We start from the raw sequence: 15,963 nt of genomic DNA on the forward strand, positions 1-15,963 counted from the left end.
TCCTTAGCCCCAGAGCTGGCTGATGGATTTTTTGAACTGACGCGCCGCGTCAACCGGATCTTTGGCATCGCGGATACTGCGACCGGCGATGAAAACGTGGACCGGAATGTCTTTAAACAGCGGCAAATCTTCCAGCGCCAGCCCGCCGGTAATGGTCACTTTAAAGCCCATATCCGACAGGCGTTTGATGGCGGTGATATCGGCATCACTCCACGCCACACCGGCGGCCTGGGCATCGCGGCTGCGGTGATAAACCACCTGCTGAATACCGGCGTCATGCCATTCCTGCGCCTGTTCCCACGTCCAGTAACCGGTCAGTTCAATCTGCACGTCGCCGTTAAATTCCTTCGCCACTTCCAGCGCGCCTTTGGTGGTGTTGATGTCGGCGCAGCAAATCACCGTCACCCAGTCGGCGTTGGCTTCAAAGCACATGCGCGAGAGGATTTTTCCGGCATCGGCGATTTTGGCATCGGCCAGCACGATTTTTTCCGGATACAGCGCTTTCAAATCACGCACCGCCCGCACGCCTTCGGCGACGCATAAAATGGTGCCGACTTCGATGATGTCGACTTCGCTGGCGATAAGGCGCGTGGTTTTGTAAGCGTCGTCCATCGACTGGTTATCCAGCGCCACCTGCAACATCGGTAATGAATGAGACATATTGAATTCCTTCTCTGCTAACGAATTAGTGAACCGCCGCGGCGGAAGTCTGGTCGATCAAATCCAGCACCTGCTGCGCGGTGGTACAGGCGCGCAGGTGGTCAAAATTGGCTTCGTCATCAAACAGGTTCACCACCTGCATGATGCCGATTTCCTGATGGGCGTTGGCATCCACCGCCGCCAGCGTGATGAGGATATCCACCGGATCGTTATCTTCGTGGTTGAACACGCGCGGCGTTTTCAGGGTCACCAGCGCAAAACCGGTTTTCAGGACGCCTTCTTCCGGGCGGCCATGCGGCATCGCCAGCCCCGGCGCTATCACGAAATACGGCCCGAACTGTTTCACGCCATCCAAAATTGCCTGGTAATAACGCGGCTCGACCACTCCGGCGTCCACCAGCATATCGACGCCGATTTTCACCGCTTCCTGCCAGGTTTCGGCTTCTGCGTTGAGGCGAATCGAGTTGTTTTCAGCCAGCGAATCTCGCAGTTTCATACAGCGCTCCTTACTTTTTCAGCGACGACGGAAAGTGCGCGTTGATCACTTCCATCACTTTCGGGCCGAAATCTGCCGCCGACAGCATGTTGCGCACGCCGACCACGTATTTGTTGCCGCTGACCGTGATTTCATCCGCCACGTGCGTGGAGGCGACAATAATATCGGCGCCGCCCAGCTCTGATTTGTATTCCCCCACCGCGCAACTGTTCATGGTGTGATCCACGCCTTCCTGCGTCAGGAACTGGCCGATTTTCATCTTCATGATCATCGAACTGCCTTGCCCGCAACCACATACCGCCAGAATTCGTACTGTCATGGGAACCTCGTTGATTAATGTGAAGTGGATTGATTAAGCGTTTGTTTTTCCGCATCTTCTTCTGCGCGCAATGTGCGGCCGGCGAAGAACATGTACAGCAGTGCGATCGCCGCGATGATGCCCATAAAGGCCATCCCGATGCTGAAGAAGCCCTGCATCATTGGCGGTGCCAGAATCGACCAGTCAGCCATGCCCATCCAGGCGCTCAGGCCGGTGAGTTTGATGGCCCAGACGCAGCCGAAGATTTCGATCATCCCCATCACCAGACAGATTTTCAGCGCCGCTCGCCAGCCGCCGAAGTGGTTGGCAAACACGCCGATGGTGGCGTTGGAGAAGAACATCGGGATGAAACCGGGGATGATCATGATGGATGAGCCGAGGCCAAACAGAATGGCGACGGCAATCAGCTGGCCGATGGTGCCCCACATAAAGCCCCAGACCACGGCGTTCGGCGCAAAGCTGTAGATTGCCGCGCAGTCGATCGCCAGCACGGCACCGGGAATTAAGCGTTGGGAGATGCCGTTAAAGGCTTCGGTCAGTTCAGCAACGAACATGCGCACGCCCTGAATAATGATGAAGATCGCCACCGCAAACATCAGACCGGTTTGCAGAATGTAAATCGTCCAGTGGGTTTTACCGGCCATTTGCTGCACGGTGTCGAGGCCGAAGGAGCACAGAATAATGCCGAAGAACACGGTCATCACGATGGCGGTTGAGACGATATTGTCGTGAAAGATATTCAGCCAACCCGGCAGTTTCAGGTCTTCCACGCTCTCTTCTTTCTTGCCGAGATAGGGCGCGATTTTACAGGCGATCCACGAGGCGAACTGCTGCTGATGCCCGATGGAGAAACCGCTGTTTTCCGTCACGGACTGCGTCGGTTTGTACATCATGTTCGACGTAATGCCCCAGTACAGCGACACCAGGATCGCCGTCGACCAGATGGTGGTCCACATCGGATAGCCCATGATGAAGAAGAACACCGCAATCAGCCCCGCCTGCTGGAACATAATGTGGCCGGTGAGCATGATGGTGCGAATGCCGGTAATACGGCGGAAAACCACCATCAGGATATTCAGCCCGAGGGCGATCAGCACCGCATAACCGACCCAGCTGTAAGCGTCGCCCATGCGCTCGACCGTCGCCATCATCGAGGCGTAGGTGTCAGAGATCGCACCGTTAATGTGGTAAACCTCTGAAAGTTTTGCCACCACCGGTTTAAAGGTGCCGGTCAGAATACCGGACCCCGCCTGCAACAACATAAAGCCGATAATGGTTTTAATGGTGCCTTTGATGATCACCGTCGCGCTCTTCCTGAGCAGGATGTAACCCAACATGGTCACAATACCCAGCAGCAACGGCGCGTTGGTCATTACCTGATTAAAAAATACGGTGAAGATGGTGTAGAGGAATTCCATAAGACTCTCCGTCTGACCTTATTTGATCTTCCCGGCGCTGCACAACGCGCGGCGAAGTGAGGGACAGACGCACTCTAATGCTCACATCGAATCAGATAAAGATTCACAATGATTATTTGTGAGCAGTCTCGCAAGATATCGTCATCAGGGTAAATAGCCACCTGGCTAAAAAACTTCATATTCATGAATAATTTCAATATCATAATGACGTATTATCTTATTAAATAATGCGAATCTGGCTGAATAGCCCTTCTCAACCGTTTTTATTCATGCTCAAAAAACCCGCCTTAAAATCATTGTCATGACACTTTTTCGGTGATAACTTCCTCATCAACAAATCATGATTAATCATTAAATGATTTATTATGACATCTTATTTCAAACCCAACTCAGATGAGGGAATACCATGAGCAAAGTAGAAACGATCAGCCGCGAGTCCTGGATCCTCAGTACGTTCCCGGAATGGGGCACCTGGTTAAACGAAGAAATTGAGCAGGAAAAGGTCGCGCCGGGCACCTTTGCCATGTGGTGGCTGGGCTGTACGGGGATCTGGCTGAAATCTGAGGGCGGCGCGAATATCTGTGTCGATTTATGGTGCGGCGTCGGCAAGCAAAATCACAGCAGCCCGCTGATGAAAACCGGCCACCAGATGCAACGCATGGCCGGTGTGAAGAAGCTCCAGCCGAATCTGCGCACCACGCCGTTTGTGCTCGATCCCTTTGCGATCCGCGAGATCGACGCCGTGCTCTCCACCCACGATCATAACGATCATATCGATGTGAACGTCGCCGCCGCCGTGATGCAAAACTGCGCTGCCGACGTCCCCTTTATCGGCCCGCAAACCTGCGTGGATTTGTGGATGAGCTGGGGCGTACCGGCTGAACGCTGCATCGTGATGACGCCGGGCAAAGTGGTCAGGATCAAAGATGTGGAAATTCACGCGCTGGATTCTTTTGACCGCACGGTGCTGATCACCCTGCCCGCCGATCAGAAAGCCGCAGGCGTGCTGCCGGACATGATGGATCAGCGTGCGGTGAATTATCTGTTCAAAACGCCGGGCGGAAACCTGTATCACAGCGGCGATTCACACTATTCCAACTACTACGCCAAACACGGCAACGAGTATCAGATTGACGTGGCGCTCGGCTCTTACGGCGAAAACCCGCGTGGCGTGACCGACAAAATGACCAGCGTGGATATGCTGCGCATGGCGGAATCCCTGAACACCAAAGTGGTCATTCCGTTCCATCACGATATCTGGTCGAATTTCCAGGCCGATCCGCAGGAAATCCGTGTGCTGTGGGAGATGAAAAAAGATCGCCTGAAATACGGCTTTAAGCCGTTTATCTGGCAGGTGGGCGGCAAATTTACTTACCCGAATGACAAAGACAATTTCGAATATCACTACCCGCGTGGATTCGACGACTGTTTCACCACAGAAACCGATTTGCCCTTTAAATCTTTCCTTTAAAATTATTTACTTAAAAGAGTCATGCATTCACAGCGGGGAAAGTATTCCCCGCTGGTTTTATCAGCAAATGATGATTGAATGCATTAAATGCTCGTTTATAATCACGCGGTAATCACCTATTTACCTGCGGAGCCACCATGACTGAGCCACAACGACACAACGCTATTCTCGATCTCCTGCAACGTCAGGGGCAGATTTCCGTCGCAGATGTGATTGATCAATTTGATATTTCACCGGCGACAGCGCGTCGTGACATCACCAAGCTCAACGAACTGGGGAAATTGCGCAAAGTGCGCAACGGCGCGGAAGCCGTTAATCAGCCACGCCAGAACTGGACACCGCTGAACATCCATCAGACCCACAACCTCAACGAAAAAATGCGCATCGCCAAAGCGGCAGCCGAACTGTGCCAGCCGGGTGAAAGCGTGGTGATTAACTGTGGCTCGACGGCGTTTCTGCTGGGCCGTGAAATGTGCGGAAAAGACATTCAGGTCATCACCAACTATCTGCCGCTGGCCAATTATCTGATTGAGCAGGAGCACGAGAGCGTGGTGATCATGGGCGGGCAGTACAATAAAAGTCAGTCGATTACGCTGGCACCACAAGACGGCGATGCCAGCCTGTATGCCGGACACTGGATGTTCACCAGCGGCGCGGGGCTGACCACTGACGGCCTGTACAAAACCGATATGCTGACCGCGATGGCCGAGCAGAAGATGCTGAATTACGTGGGGAATTTAGCGGTGCTGGTCGACAGCAGCAAAATCGGCCAGCGCGCGGGTATGCTGTTCAGCCGCACCGAGCAAATCGATGTGCTCATCACCGGCAAAGAAGCGAACGGCGACATCATCGGGCAGTTACGCCAGAAAGGCGTGAAAGTGATCCTGGTTTAACGCTTACCCCTTCTCTTTGTCTGGTCTTCGTCGTGCAATTATTGGGTAGAATGACGACATCACCTTTTATGAGGCACGACCAGAATGGAACAATTTGAAGCAATCAGCGTAGAACTTGCGCATTCCCGCCTGACCTCCGGCGAAGCCGTGATGGTCGATATCCGTGACCCTCAGACGTTCGGCGCGGGTCACGCACCCGGCGCGTTCCATCTGAGCAACGACAGTATGCGTGCATTCATGGAACAGGCCGATGCCAAAAAACCGGTGCTGGTGATGTGCTATCACGGCATCAGCAGTCGCGGAGCAGCACAGTTCCTGATTGGTCAGGGTTTCGAATCGGTCTACAGCGTTGACGGCGGCTTTGAAGCCTGGTCGAAAACCTTTCCGCACGATATCGAAGCCTGATTTTCTCCCCGTTACCCCCTTGTTCTTTTCCGGCGCAGACTATGCTGTTTATAACCAGCTTGATCAGTTTGCGCCGAAAATGTTCTTAAGTTGAAAAAGCTACCTTTCTTTAGTCTTGATATAATTTCCGCCTACTATCGACAGGATTTCAAGATGAAAAATCTGAACACTTCACGTTCTTTAGGGATGCGCACCCTCGCCGTTCATGGCGGCCAGCAGCCTGATGCCCAGACCGGCGCCGTCGCGACGCCTATCACGGCCTCTTCTGCATTTTCGTATCCTGATTTCGACAGCGGTGCTCGCCGTTTCAGCGGTGAAGAGCCGGGCTATATGTACAGCCGTTTCGCCAATCCGACGGTCAGCGTTTTCGAACAAAAACTGACGGCGCTCGAAGGCGCGGAAACCGCTGTGGCCTGCGCAAGTGGCATGGCGGCCATCAGCGCCACGCTGTTTGCCCTGCTGGTTCCCGGCGATGAAATCATTCATATCGGCACGCTGTATGGCGGCACCGAAGGCGTGGTGCGTAACCTGCTGCCGCGCTATGGCATCAAACCGGTTCACGTCACCGATGTGAGCGGGCTGGAAGCGGCATTCACGGCAAACACCAAAGTGGTGCTGGTGGAAACCCCTGCCAATCCGGGGCTGGATATCGCCGATCTGGCCGAAATCGCCCGTCTGTCCAAAGCCGCAGGCGCGGTGAGTGTGGCGGATAACACCTTTGCCACGCCGTACCTGACGCGTCCGCTGGAATTGGGCATTGATATCGTTCTGCACTCCGCCACCAAATACATCAGCGGTCACGGCGATGCGACCGGCGGCGTGGTGGCCGGTTCTGCGGCGTTAATCACCCCAATACGCACCCTGAGCCTGAAACAGTTCGGCGGTTGCCTTAGCCCGTTCGAAGCCAGTTTGCTGATCCGGGGTTTGAAAACGCTGCCGCTGCGCGTGGAAGCCAGTTCCCTCAGCGCGCAGGCGGTGGCGGAGTTCCTCGACGGCCACAGCGCGGTCGACACGGTGTTCTATCCGGGGCTGAAACAGCATCCGGGGCACGCCACGGCATCGAAACAAATGAAACTGTTTGGCGGGATCATGGCGATTGAGCTGAAAGGCGGGCTGAACGCCGCACGCACTTTCCTCGATAAGCTGAGCATCATCACGCAGGCGGTGTCGCTCGGCGATACTGACTCGCTGGCCTGCCATCCGGCGTCCACCACCCACAGCGCCGTCGCGCCGGAGATCCGCCGTCAGAGCGGGATCACCGACGGGCTGGTGCGTATCAGCATCGGTATCGAAGACACCGAAGACCTGATCGCCGATCTGGCGCAGGCGCTGGAAGGGTTGTAAGCAAACGGGTAATGAATATGCCGGTTTCTGTCATTATTATGGCGAAAATCGGCATTTATCGTCAGAATATTAGCGTTTTGGCTTCCATCAATCAGGGTTGTTATTTCTGTCTGTTTCATCAGATCTCGATCTATCTCACACCCGCGTTATTTTATTGTTCACCGCTGGCCACACAGCATTCCTAAATTCCCCTCGTTTACCCGTCTGACGTTATAATCGACTTCCCTCACGCTGGCAGATAAGGTATTGCCCTAAAATGACGGCAACAAATCAAACAATTAGGGAAACCGCTTAACGCTATGGTGCGCATTCTTAACCTGAACAACCCCCGCCTCGCTCAGGCGTTTGTCGATTACATGGCAACGCAGGGTTTTACGCTGACGACGAAACACGAAAGTCAGGAAGTGCAGATCTGGCTGGAAGATGAATCCCGTCTGGAAGAAGCAGAAAAACAGGTCGCGCTGTTTGTGCGCGATCCGCTGCATCCGCGTTTTCAGGAGGCCAGCTGGAAAACCGGCAAAACGCAGCCACATTTAAAAATGTCGCACGCGCCTTTCCTGAAAAGCCTGCGCAGCCGCGCCGGGCCGCTGACCATCGGCATGATCGTCCTGAGTCTTGCGGTGTTTATCCTGCAACAAATGGTGGGCGATCAGCTGGTGATGAGCTGGCTGGCCTGGCCTGACAGTTCCCGCATGTTCCAGGTGTGGCGCTGGTTCACGCCCGCGCTGATGAATTTCTCGTTTATCGCCTTACTGATTAATCTGGCCTGGTGGTGGTATCTTGCCAGCCAGATTGAAATGCATCTGGGCAGCGGCAAGCTGTTTACCGTGACGCTGATTTCCGCACTGATCAGCGGCTGGGGTCAGTCGATGGTGAGCGGTATCTGGTTTGGCGGTCTGTCCGGCGTGGTTTATGCGCTGATGGGCTATGCGTGGCTGACCGGCCAGTTAAAACCGGAAAGTCGTTTGTACGTTCCCGGCGGATTGCTGGTCATTTCGCTGATTTTCATGTTCATTGGTTACGCAACCGGCGGTGCTGCTGTGGCGAATGCCGCACACGCATTTGGTCTGGGTCTTGGCCTGGTGATGGCATTTGTTGATACGCGCACATCGCGCAAAAAAAGCAAGTAGGGGATTCGGGTGAAACAAACACAACGCCATGATGCGATTATCGATCTCGTCCGTCAGCAGGGCTACGTCAGCACGGAAGAGCTGGTGGAGCACTTCGCCGTCAGCCCGCAAACTATCCGTCGTGATCTGAACGATTTGGCCGAACAGAACAAAATTCATCGCCATCACGGCGGCGCAGCCTTGCCGTCGAGTTCGGTGAATGCGGCCTATAACGACCGTAAAGTGATGTGGTCGGAAGCGAAAGCGCGCATCGCCGAACGCGTTGCCAGCCAGATCCCCGACGGTTCAACGCTGTTTATCGATATCGGCACCACGCCGGAAGCCGTGGCGCACGCGTTGCTCAACCATAAAGATCTGCGCATCGTCACCAACAACCTGAACGTGGCAACGCTGCTGAGCGCCAAAGACGATTTCCGCCTGTTCCTGGCCGGGGGTGAAGTTCGCGCCCGCGACGGCGGCATCATGGGTGAAGCCACGCTCGATTTCATCTCCCAGTTCCGTCTTGATTACGGCATTCTCGGCATCAGCGGCATCGATATGGACGGCTCGCTGCTTGAATTCGATTATCACGAAGCGCGAACCAAGCGCGCGATTATCGAAAACTCCCGCTGCGTGATGCTGGTGACCGACCATTCCAAATTTGGTCGTAACGCCATGGTAAATCTCGGAAAAATGGATTTAATCCACTATCTGTTTACCGATAAACTGCCGCCGGACAGCGTGAAACAGATCATCGACAAGTACGACGTTCAGCTCGAACTCTGCTGATTTCCCTGCTTTTTCTGGAGCGCCGCGCGGGCGCTCCCGCTTTTCCCTTCTCCTCCCTGCCCTTTCAAAACGAACAATTGCGAAACATTCCACGCTTTGCCGCGTTCGGTTTCGTTCTCTTCTTGCCGTTTTGCTCGAAACCGACACAAAAATGTTACCTCCATCACGCATAATTGTTTTTATTTGGTTAACGCTTGGCTTGTTTGACGATTCTCGATTACAATCGTGAGCGAAAACGAACATAAAAGAGCTATTGCGAACATCTGGAGGAAGATGACGTGGAAACCAAAGACTTGATCGTAATTGGTGGCGGTATTAATGGTACCGGCATCGCAGTAGATGCAGCTGGCCGCGGGCTGTCTGTTCTGCTGCTTGAAGCGCAAGACTTGGCCTGCGCGACCTCTTCGGCCAGTTCTAAACTGATCCACGGTGGCCTGCGCTATCTGGAACATTACGAATTCCGTCTGGTCAGCGAAGCGCTGGCTGAACGTGAAGTGCTGTTGAAAATGGCACCGCATATTGCCTTCCCGATGCGTTTCCGTTTACCGCATCAGCCGCATTTGCGCCCGGCCTGGATGATCCGCGCCGGTCTGTTCCTGTACGACCATCTGGGCAAGCGCACCAGCCTGCCGGCCAGCAAAGGCCTGAAGTTTGGCAGCGAATCGGTGCTGAAACCTGAACTGACCAAAGGTTTTGAATACTCAGACTGCTGGGTCGATGACGCGCGTTTAGTGGTCGTCAACGCTCAGGAAGTGGAAGAGCGCGGCGGCGAAGTCCGTACCCGCACCCGCGTGACCCGTGCATGGCGTGAAGACGGTTTGTGGATGGTCGAAGCCGAAGATATCGACACCGGCAAAACCTTCACCTGGCGCGCCAAAGGCCTGGTGAACGCCACCGGTCCGTGGGTCAAACATTTCTTCGACGACGGTCTGAAACTGAAATCGCCGTACGGCATTCGTCTGATCAAAGGCAGCCACATTGTGGTGCCGCGTGCGCACAATCAGCCGCAGGCCTACATTCTGCAAAACGAAGATCACCGCATTGTGTTTGTGATCCCGTGGCTGGATGAGTTCTCGATCATCGGCACCACCGACGTGGAATACCACGGCGACCCGAAAGACGTGAAAATCGATGATAAAGAAGTGGGTTATCTGCTGAAAGTGTACAACGACCACTTTAAGAAACAGCTGACCACCGAAGACATCGTCTGGACTTACTCCGGCGTGCGTCCGCTGTGTGATGACGAATCGGATTCACCGCAGGCAGTGACCCGTGATTACACCCTCGACGTTCACGATCAGGACGGCAAAGCGCCGCTGCTTTCCGTGTTCGGCGGCAAGCTGACCACCTACCGTAAACTGGCAGAACATGCGCTGGAAAAACTCGGCAAATACTACCCGAAAGCAGGCCCGGCATGGACCAAAACGGCGGTACTGCCCGGCGGGAAGCTGAACGGCGATCGTGATACTTACAGCGCCAATCTGCGCAGCCGCTTCAAATGGTTGCCGGAAACCCTGGCTCGCCGTTATGCCCGCACTTACGGCAGCCAGACGGAGTTGTTCCTGTCTGACGCCACCAGCATTGAATCGCTGGGTGAAGATTTTGGTCACGGGTTCTATGAAGCAGAGTTGCGCTATCTGGTGGAAAAAGAGTGGGTGAGCGAACTGGATGATGCGATCTGGCGTCGTACCAAACTCGGCATGTGGCTGGATAAATCCCAGCAACAGCGCGTCGCCGAGTGGCTGCAAACCTACAAACAGCAGAAAAGACATTTGTCACTGGCGTCATAAATGCGCCTGTAGATGAACACTGCTCAATCCCCGGCCACTTCGCCGGGGATTTTTTTTATCTGCGCGCAGGGCTCAGATACTGCCGCCCGCTGAAATTGTAAAGCCGACATCCACCATGCGCGGGACGACGTTCTCACCGCGTAATCTCGCCAGCAAACGTTCGGCGGAGATCTGCCCCATTCTCTCACGCGGTGTCAGGACGCTGGCCAGCGGCGGTTCCATCGCCTGTCCCATGTTGTGACCATGGAAACCGGCGATCGCCATTTGGGACGGGATTTTCAGCCCCTGACGCTGGCATTCGAAGAATGCGCCTGCCGCAAGGTCATCGTTGGTGCAGAAAATACTGTCGATTTGCGGCCAGTCTTTTTGCGCCTGACGCAATAATTCCGCCCCCGCGCTGTAACTCGATGACCGGCTGGTCATCACGCTGTAAGGCTCCAGCCCGGATTCACGCATCGCCTGCTCGTAACCCTGCTGCTTGATAAGGGTGCGTTCGTCCTGACGTGCGCCGAAATACACCACATGGCGGTGGCCGCGCGCGATGATTTGCTGGGTCATTTGCCGCGCCGCTTCAAAGTTGTTGAATCCGACCGCCAGATCGACGCAGGGTGAGACGCAATCCATCATTTCCACCACCGGAATACCGGCGACTTCAATCATTTTCAGCGTCCGTGCGGTGTGATGACGCTCCGATAAAATCAGCCCGTCGATATTGTAAGAAAGCAGCGAGGTCAGACGCTGTTCTTCGCGCTCCTGACTGTAGCCGTAGTGCGCCAGCATAGTCTGATAACCGTGAATATCCGTGACGCTTTCGATGCCGCGCAGCACTTCGGCGAACACCTGATTGGTCAGTGACGGCAGCAGCACGCCGATGGCGCGGCTTTTGGCATTCGACAGAATGTCCGGAGCGCGGTTGGGAATGTAACCCAGTTCATCGAGAGCGGCCGAAATCTTTTCCTGCAACGCGCCGGAAACCTGTTCGGGGTTGCGTAAGTAACGGCTGACCGTCATTTTGGTCACGCCCACTTTATCGGCCACATCCTGGAGTACGGGTCTTTTTTTCTTCATAGTCGTCAAAGGGATGTGCCGCTGAAAGGGGTTAAGGGATCAGGGAGTTATGGTAGCAAACATTCGCGCAGGCGGATATCCGTTGCTGCGCGACATGCGTGACGGGTCAGGCAGGCAGACAAAGCTGCCCGCGAACCGGCTCGCCGGTGTTCGCTGAAAACTGTCCGGTGAGCAATGCCATCGCTCTTTGCGCCAGCGTTTCCAATGGATAAGCGATAGCCGGCACCGCCGAAGCGCCCGGCGGCAGCGTGCTGTCGAGGCTGAACACCATCACGGCCTGCGGCACCGCGCGGCCCAGCTGGGTAAGCTGACGTAACGCGTCCTGTGCGGTGGCATCGTCTGGTACCAGCAACGCATTGAACGGAACATTCTGCGCCAGCAACTGCGTGAGCGCGTGTTCTCCGCTGTGGACCAGCCGTCGGTCATAAGGCAGTAAGAATTTTTCCAGCGCCAGATGGTAACCCTGAAGCACCTGCCCCGCGGCCTCGCTGTTTTCAAAGTTAATCAGTGCAATCTGTCGGCGCCCCTGCTGCAACACATACTGGCAGGCGGTTTCGGTAGCAAAGCTGCGGTCAAAATGAATGCTGCGCCCGGAATCCGCGTCCAGGCAATCAATGGTAATGACGTTGTCGGGCAGTGCAGGCAGGGCGAAGCGCGCGCCAATCACAATCATCGCATCGCAAAGCCCGCGACCGATTTCATCCACGGAATGGGCAAGGCTGGCGGCATCGGTGGCGAATCTCAACAGTAAATACTTTTGATTGAGCCTCAGCTCTTTTTCCAGCGCGTGCAGATAGCCGGTGCTCTGATTGATATTTTCTGCCGCGCAAATCACGCCGATGCAGCCGGTAGACTGCGTGGAGAGCGACTGCGCAATCATGCTGGGTTTGTATTGCAGTGTTTCCACCGCCTGCATCACGGCCAGGCGGCTTTCCTCTTTTACACCGCGGCTGCCACTCAGGACACGGGAAACCGTCGCTTTCGAGACGTTTGCCAGCCGCGAAACGTCGTTAATGTTTGCCATGTCTTTCCTTGCGTCACCGCGTTAAGGGTTAGTCGAAACCGTGCTGTTTAGCGACCTGCGCGAACCATTCGCCACTCTTTTTCACTGTCCGTTTTTGCGTGTCGAGATCCAGTTGCACAAAGCCATAACGATTTTTGTACGCATTCATCCACGACCAGCAATCGATAAACGTCCACATATGGTAGCCGAGACAGCCGCTGCCTTCCTGCAACGCCCGGTGCAGCCATTTCAGATGCCCGCTGACAAACTCGATGCGGTAATCGTCGTCAATCCGGCCCTCTTTTTCAAAGCGCAGTTCGTGCTCCACGCCCATGCCGTTTTCGGAAATGAAACAGCGCGGGTTGCCGTAGTTTTCGCGCAGATTGGTCAGAATATCGTAAATGCCCTGCTCGTAAATTTCCCAGCCACGGTGCGGGTTCATCTTACGCCCCGGCATGACGTAGTTGTCAAAGAACCATTCCGGCATAAACGGACTTTCCGGATTCACCATACTGTCGCGGCACTGAATGCGGCGCGGCTGGTAATAGTTGATGCCGAGTAAATCCACCACGCCCTGCTGCAACAGCTCTTTGTCTCCCTGCTGACAGGCCGGGAGCTGATCGTGTTTTTTCAGCAACTCCACCAGTTCCTGCGGATATTCGCCGCGCAGTGCCGGGTCGAGGAAGCTGCGGTTGAACATCAGATCCGCAATGTTCGCGGCTTTCAGGTCAGCCGGGTTTTGCGAGCGTGGATAAGACGGCGTCAGGTTGAGAATGATGCCGATTTCGCCGCCAAGGTTGCGGGCGCGGTAAGCTTTCACCGCCCGCGAGTGCGCCAGCATGGTGTGATAGGCAACGGTGGCCGCACGTTTGAAATCCACCACGTTCGGATAGTGGAAATCATACAGGTAGCCGCCTTCGACTGGCACCACCGGCTCATTGAAGGTAAACCAGTGTTTCACGCGATCGCCGAATAACTCAAAACAGGTATCGGCATAAGTTTCATAGGCCTGCACCACGTCGCGGTTTTCCCAGCCGCCGATTTCCTGCATCGCCATGGGCATGTCGAAGTGGAAAAGGTTGATGAACGGCTGCACGCCCTGCGCCAGCATTTCGTCAATCACCTGATTGTAGAACGCCACCGCTTCCTGATTGACGGCGCCACGCCCGTTGGGGATCAGGCGCGCCCAGGAAATAGAGGTTCGGAAAGTATTGTGGTTCAGCTGCTTCAGCAGCGCGATATCCTCGCGCCAGTTTTTATAAAACGTCGATGTGTCCTGCGGGCCGACGTCGCCGTGAAAACGTGTCGGTTGCTGCGAATACCAGTGATCCCAGACCGTGGCGCTTTTACCGTGACTGAGGGTTTCCCCCTCAGTTTGCGGCGCTGAGCTGGCACTGCCCCACCAGAATTCTTTTGGAAATTGATATTTCATCGTCATCCTCGCTGTCCGTTAGCTTTTAGCTGTTTGCTGGCACGGCATTACCCGCCGTTTGTGTCGTAGCCTTTTCCGCTTCCTGTTTCAGCAACGTACGTTCGTAAGCTTTCAGGAACGGGTAATACATTACTGCCGATAACACCATACAGAAAAGACACATAATTACCGGGCTGAACGCCCAATTTGCGGCCCATGACGCACCAATTGGCGCCGGTGTCGTCCAGGGTGTGAGCGACACCACTTGCGCTACCCAGCCGAGTTTCGTGGCGGTATAGGCGAAGATGGCGTTGAGCATCGGGACCAGTGTGAACGGCAGGAAAAACACCGGATTCATGATAATCGGCGTACCGAAGAGAATCGGTTCGTTGATGTTAAAGAAGCTCGGCACCACCCCCATTTTGCCGATGGTACGCAGATGCACCGCCTTGCTGCACAGCAGCAGGATCGCCAGCGGCAGGGTCGAACCGACGCCGCCAATCAGCAAATAGTGATCCCAAAATCCTTGCAGATAGATATGCGGCAGTGGCGCACCGGCCTGTAATGCCGTCTGGTTCAGCGCCAGATTGGTCATCCAGAACGGATTCATGATGCCGGTAACAATCAGCGCACCATGAATACCCGCAAACCACAGCACCTGGCAGATAAAGACCGAAATCAAAATCGCCGGCAGGGAATCGGAGGCAGAAACCAGCGGCGCCAGCAGGTGCATGATCGCTTCGGGAATAATCATCCCGGTGGTGGACTGAATAAACAGGTTCAGCGGATGCAGCGTGGCGACAATCACAATCACCGGGATCAGAATTTCAAAAGAACGCGCCACGCCGGTGGGCACTTCTTTCGGCAGGCGGATAGTGATGTTGCGGCGTTTGAGCAGCGCATACACTTCAGCGGCATAAATAGCCGTCAGGATCGCGGTGAATATGCCTTCGCCGGAGAAATATTGGGTGGAGATTTGTTTGTCATGATAGGGCGCGGCGACCAGCAGAAAGGCCATAAACGCCAGCAAACCGGTCATGATCGGGTCAAGTTTATAGTGTTTGCCAAGGCTGGCACCGATACCGACCGAGATGAAAAAGGTCATCACACCCATGCTCAGATACCACGGCAGCATCAGCTGTTCGCGGTATTTCAGCGACAGATCCAGCCAGCCGCGGGCAAAACCGTTGGTGGTGTCGGGGGAAAAAGGCGGGAAGATAAACACCAGCATAAATGAGCCGATGATCATAAACGGCAGCGCGGCGATAAAGCCGTCGCGGATCGCAATCACATGCCGCTGCTGACCGACGCTGCCGGCCAGTGGCGTGATGTGCTTTTCGATCACGTTCACCATCGCCTGATAAAGGCCACTCATACGCGGCTTCCTTCCTGGGCGATCAGGCCGTAAGCGAAGTCCAGCACGTTGTCGCCGCGCTGCATGCCGTAATCCATCATATTGATGGTTTCGACCGGAATATTAAATTCTGCTGCCTTTGCCGATAAATCGGCCTGCATGTAGCGCACCTGCGGCCCGAGCAGCACCACCTGATAGTCACGGAATTTTTCGTCAAACTCGCTGGCACCAAACGCCTCGATCTGCACCTCTTCGCCCCGTGCGGCAGCGGCCTCTTTCATTTTGCGAACTAACAAACTGGTCGACATCCCCGCCGAACAACAAAGCATGATTCTTTTCATTTTGCTTCACTCCCAGATAATTAATGTTCTGCCCGTTTTCTCTTGCCGAAGGTATTTGAGTCTCTTTGGAAACCGGTTTCCATGACTGAAAG

The 15,963-nt window shown here is 54.9% G+C and carries 16 protein-coding genes; 7 read left to right on the top strand and 9 right to left on the bottom strand.

Annotated features, from left to right (window positions below; all coding sequences use genetic code 11):
* Positions 1 to 3 precede the first annotated feature (3 nt).
* Genes ACO0U8_RS17220 through ulaA form a run of 4 tightly spaced genes read right to left on the bottom strand, consistent with a single transcriptional unit; the run spans position 4 to position 2,893 of the window.
* Complete coding sequence (locus tag ACO0U8_RS17220) at positions 4 to 660, bottom strand: 3-keto-L-gulonate-6-phosphate decarboxylase UlaD (RefSeq protein ID WP_183849767.1); 657 nt, start codon at positions 658 to 660, stop codon at positions 4 to 6.
* 25 nt (positions 661 to 685) lie between these two features.
* Positions 686 to 1,156, bottom strand: a complete 471-nt coding sequence (gene ulaC, locus ACO0U8_RS17225) for a PTS ascorbate transporter subunit IIA (RefSeq protein ID WP_421671315.1) — start codon at positions 1,154 to 1,156, stop codon at positions 686 to 688.
* Between the two features lie 10 nt (positions 1,157 to 1,166).
* Positions 1,167 to 1,475, bottom strand: coding sequence for a PTS ascorbate transporter subunit IIB (gene ulaB / locus ACO0U8_RS17230; protein WP_122097273.1), 309 nt, complete (start codon positions 1,473 to 1,475; stop codon positions 1,167 to 1,169).
* A 14-nt stretch (positions 1,476 to 1,489) separates the two neighbouring features.
* The gene (gene ulaA, locus ACO0U8_RS17235) at positions 1,490 to 2,893 is read right to left on the bottom strand and encodes a PTS ascorbate transporter subunit IIC (RefSeq protein ID WP_421671316.1); all 1,404 of its coding nucleotides are present in this window, start codon (positions 2,891 to 2,893) and stop codon (positions 1,490 to 1,492) included.
* A 406-nt stretch (positions 2,894 to 3,299) separates the two neighbouring features.
* On the opposite strand from ulaA, the gene ulaG reads away from it, so the two are divergent.
* The 7 genes from ulaG to glpD all read left to right on the top strand — a co-directional run bounded on the left by ulaG (position 3,300) and on the right by glpD (position 10,694).
* The gene (gene ulaG, locus ACO0U8_RS17240; RefSeq protein WP_183849771.1) at positions 3,300 to 4,364 is read left to right on the top strand and encodes an L-ascorbate 6-phosphate lactonase; all 1,065 of its coding nucleotides are present in this window, start codon (positions 3,300 to 3,302) and stop codon (positions 4,362 to 4,364) included.
* 137 nt (positions 4,365 to 4,501) lie between these two features.
* Positions 4,502 to 5,257, top strand: coding sequence for an HTH-type transcriptional regulator UlaR (gene ulaR / locus ACO0U8_RS17245; protein ID WP_056775492.1), 756 nt, complete (start codon positions 4,502 to 4,504; stop codon positions 5,255 to 5,257).
* Between the two features lie 84 nt (positions 5,258 to 5,341).
* Positions 5,342 to 5,662, top strand: coding sequence for a thiosulfate sulfurtransferase GlpE (gene glpE / locus ACO0U8_RS17250; RefSeq protein ID WP_122097270.1), 321 nt, complete (start codon positions 5,342 to 5,344; stop codon positions 5,660 to 5,662).
* Between the two features lie 153 nt (positions 5,663 to 5,815).
* Complete coding sequence (locus ACO0U8_RS17255; RefSeq protein WP_421671317.1) at positions 5,816 to 7,006, top strand: trans-sulfuration enzyme family protein; 1,191 nt, start codon at positions 5,816 to 5,818, stop codon at positions 7,004 to 7,006.
* Between the two features lie 299 nt (positions 7,007 to 7,305).
* Entirely contained in the window at positions 7,306 to 8,136 is an 831-nt protein-coding gene (gene glpG / locus ACO0U8_RS17260) for a rhomboid family intramembrane serine protease GlpG (RefSeq protein WP_421671318.1), read from the top strand.
* Between the two features lie 9 nt (positions 8,137 to 8,145).
* On the top strand, positions 8,146 to 8,904 hold the full coding sequence (locus ACO0U8_RS17265; RefSeq protein ID WP_056775505.1) for a DeoR/GlpR family transcriptional regulator: 759 nt from the start codon (positions 8,146 to 8,148) through the stop codon (positions 8,902 to 8,904).
* A gap of 278 nt (positions 8,905 to 9,182) precedes the next feature.
* Positions 9,183 to 10,694 (top strand): glycerol-3-phosphate dehydrogenase, encoded by a 1,512-nt coding sequence (gene glpD, locus ACO0U8_RS17270; RefSeq protein ID WP_122097268.1) that lies wholly within the window; start codon positions 9,183 to 9,185, stop codon positions 10,692 to 10,694.
* Positions 10,695 to 10,766: 72 nt separating this feature from the next.
* Here glpD and gntR read toward each other — a convergent pair whose 3' ends face one another.
* The 5 genes from gntR to ACO0U8_RS17295 form a co-directional block, all read right to left on the bottom strand.
* A complete protein-coding gene (gntR, locus tag ACO0U8_RS17275; protein WP_056775509.1) occupies positions 10,767 to 11,762 on the bottom strand; it encodes a gluconate operon transcriptional repressor GntR in 996 nt (331 codons plus the stop codon).
* 106 nt (positions 11,763 to 11,868) lie between these two features.
* Positions 11,869 to 12,786, bottom strand: coding sequence for a LacI family DNA-binding transcriptional regulator (locus tag ACO0U8_RS17280; protein WP_056775512.1), 918 nt, complete (start codon positions 12,784 to 12,786; stop codon positions 11,869 to 11,871).
* Between the two features lie 28 nt (positions 12,787 to 12,814).
* A complete protein-coding gene (locus ACO0U8_RS17285; RefSeq protein ID WP_421671319.1) occupies positions 12,815 to 14,197 on the bottom strand; it encodes a glycoside hydrolase family 1 protein in 1,383 nt (460 codons plus the stop codon).
* Between the two features lie 25 nt (positions 14,198 to 14,222).
* Complete coding sequence (locus ACO0U8_RS17290) at positions 14,223 to 15,551, bottom strand: PTS sugar transporter subunit IIC (protein WP_122097266.1); 1,329 nt, start codon at positions 15,549 to 15,551, stop codon at positions 14,223 to 14,225.
* On the bottom strand, positions 15,548 to 15,871 hold the full coding sequence (locus ACO0U8_RS17295; RefSeq protein WP_056775519.1) for a PTS sugar transporter subunit IIB: 324 nt from the start codon (positions 15,869 to 15,871) through the stop codon (positions 15,548 to 15,550). Before ACO0U8_RS17295 ends, ACO0U8_RS17290 begins: the two co-directional genes overlap by 4 nt.
* Between the last annotated feature and the right edge of the window lie 92 nt (positions 15,872 to 15,963).

Source organism: Rahnella sp. EDr1-12 (assembly GCF_049206505.1).
In the GTDB taxonomy this organism is placed as follows: Bacteria; Pseudomonadota; Gammaproteobacteria; order Enterobacterales; family Enterobacteriaceae; genus Rahnella; species Rahnella rivi.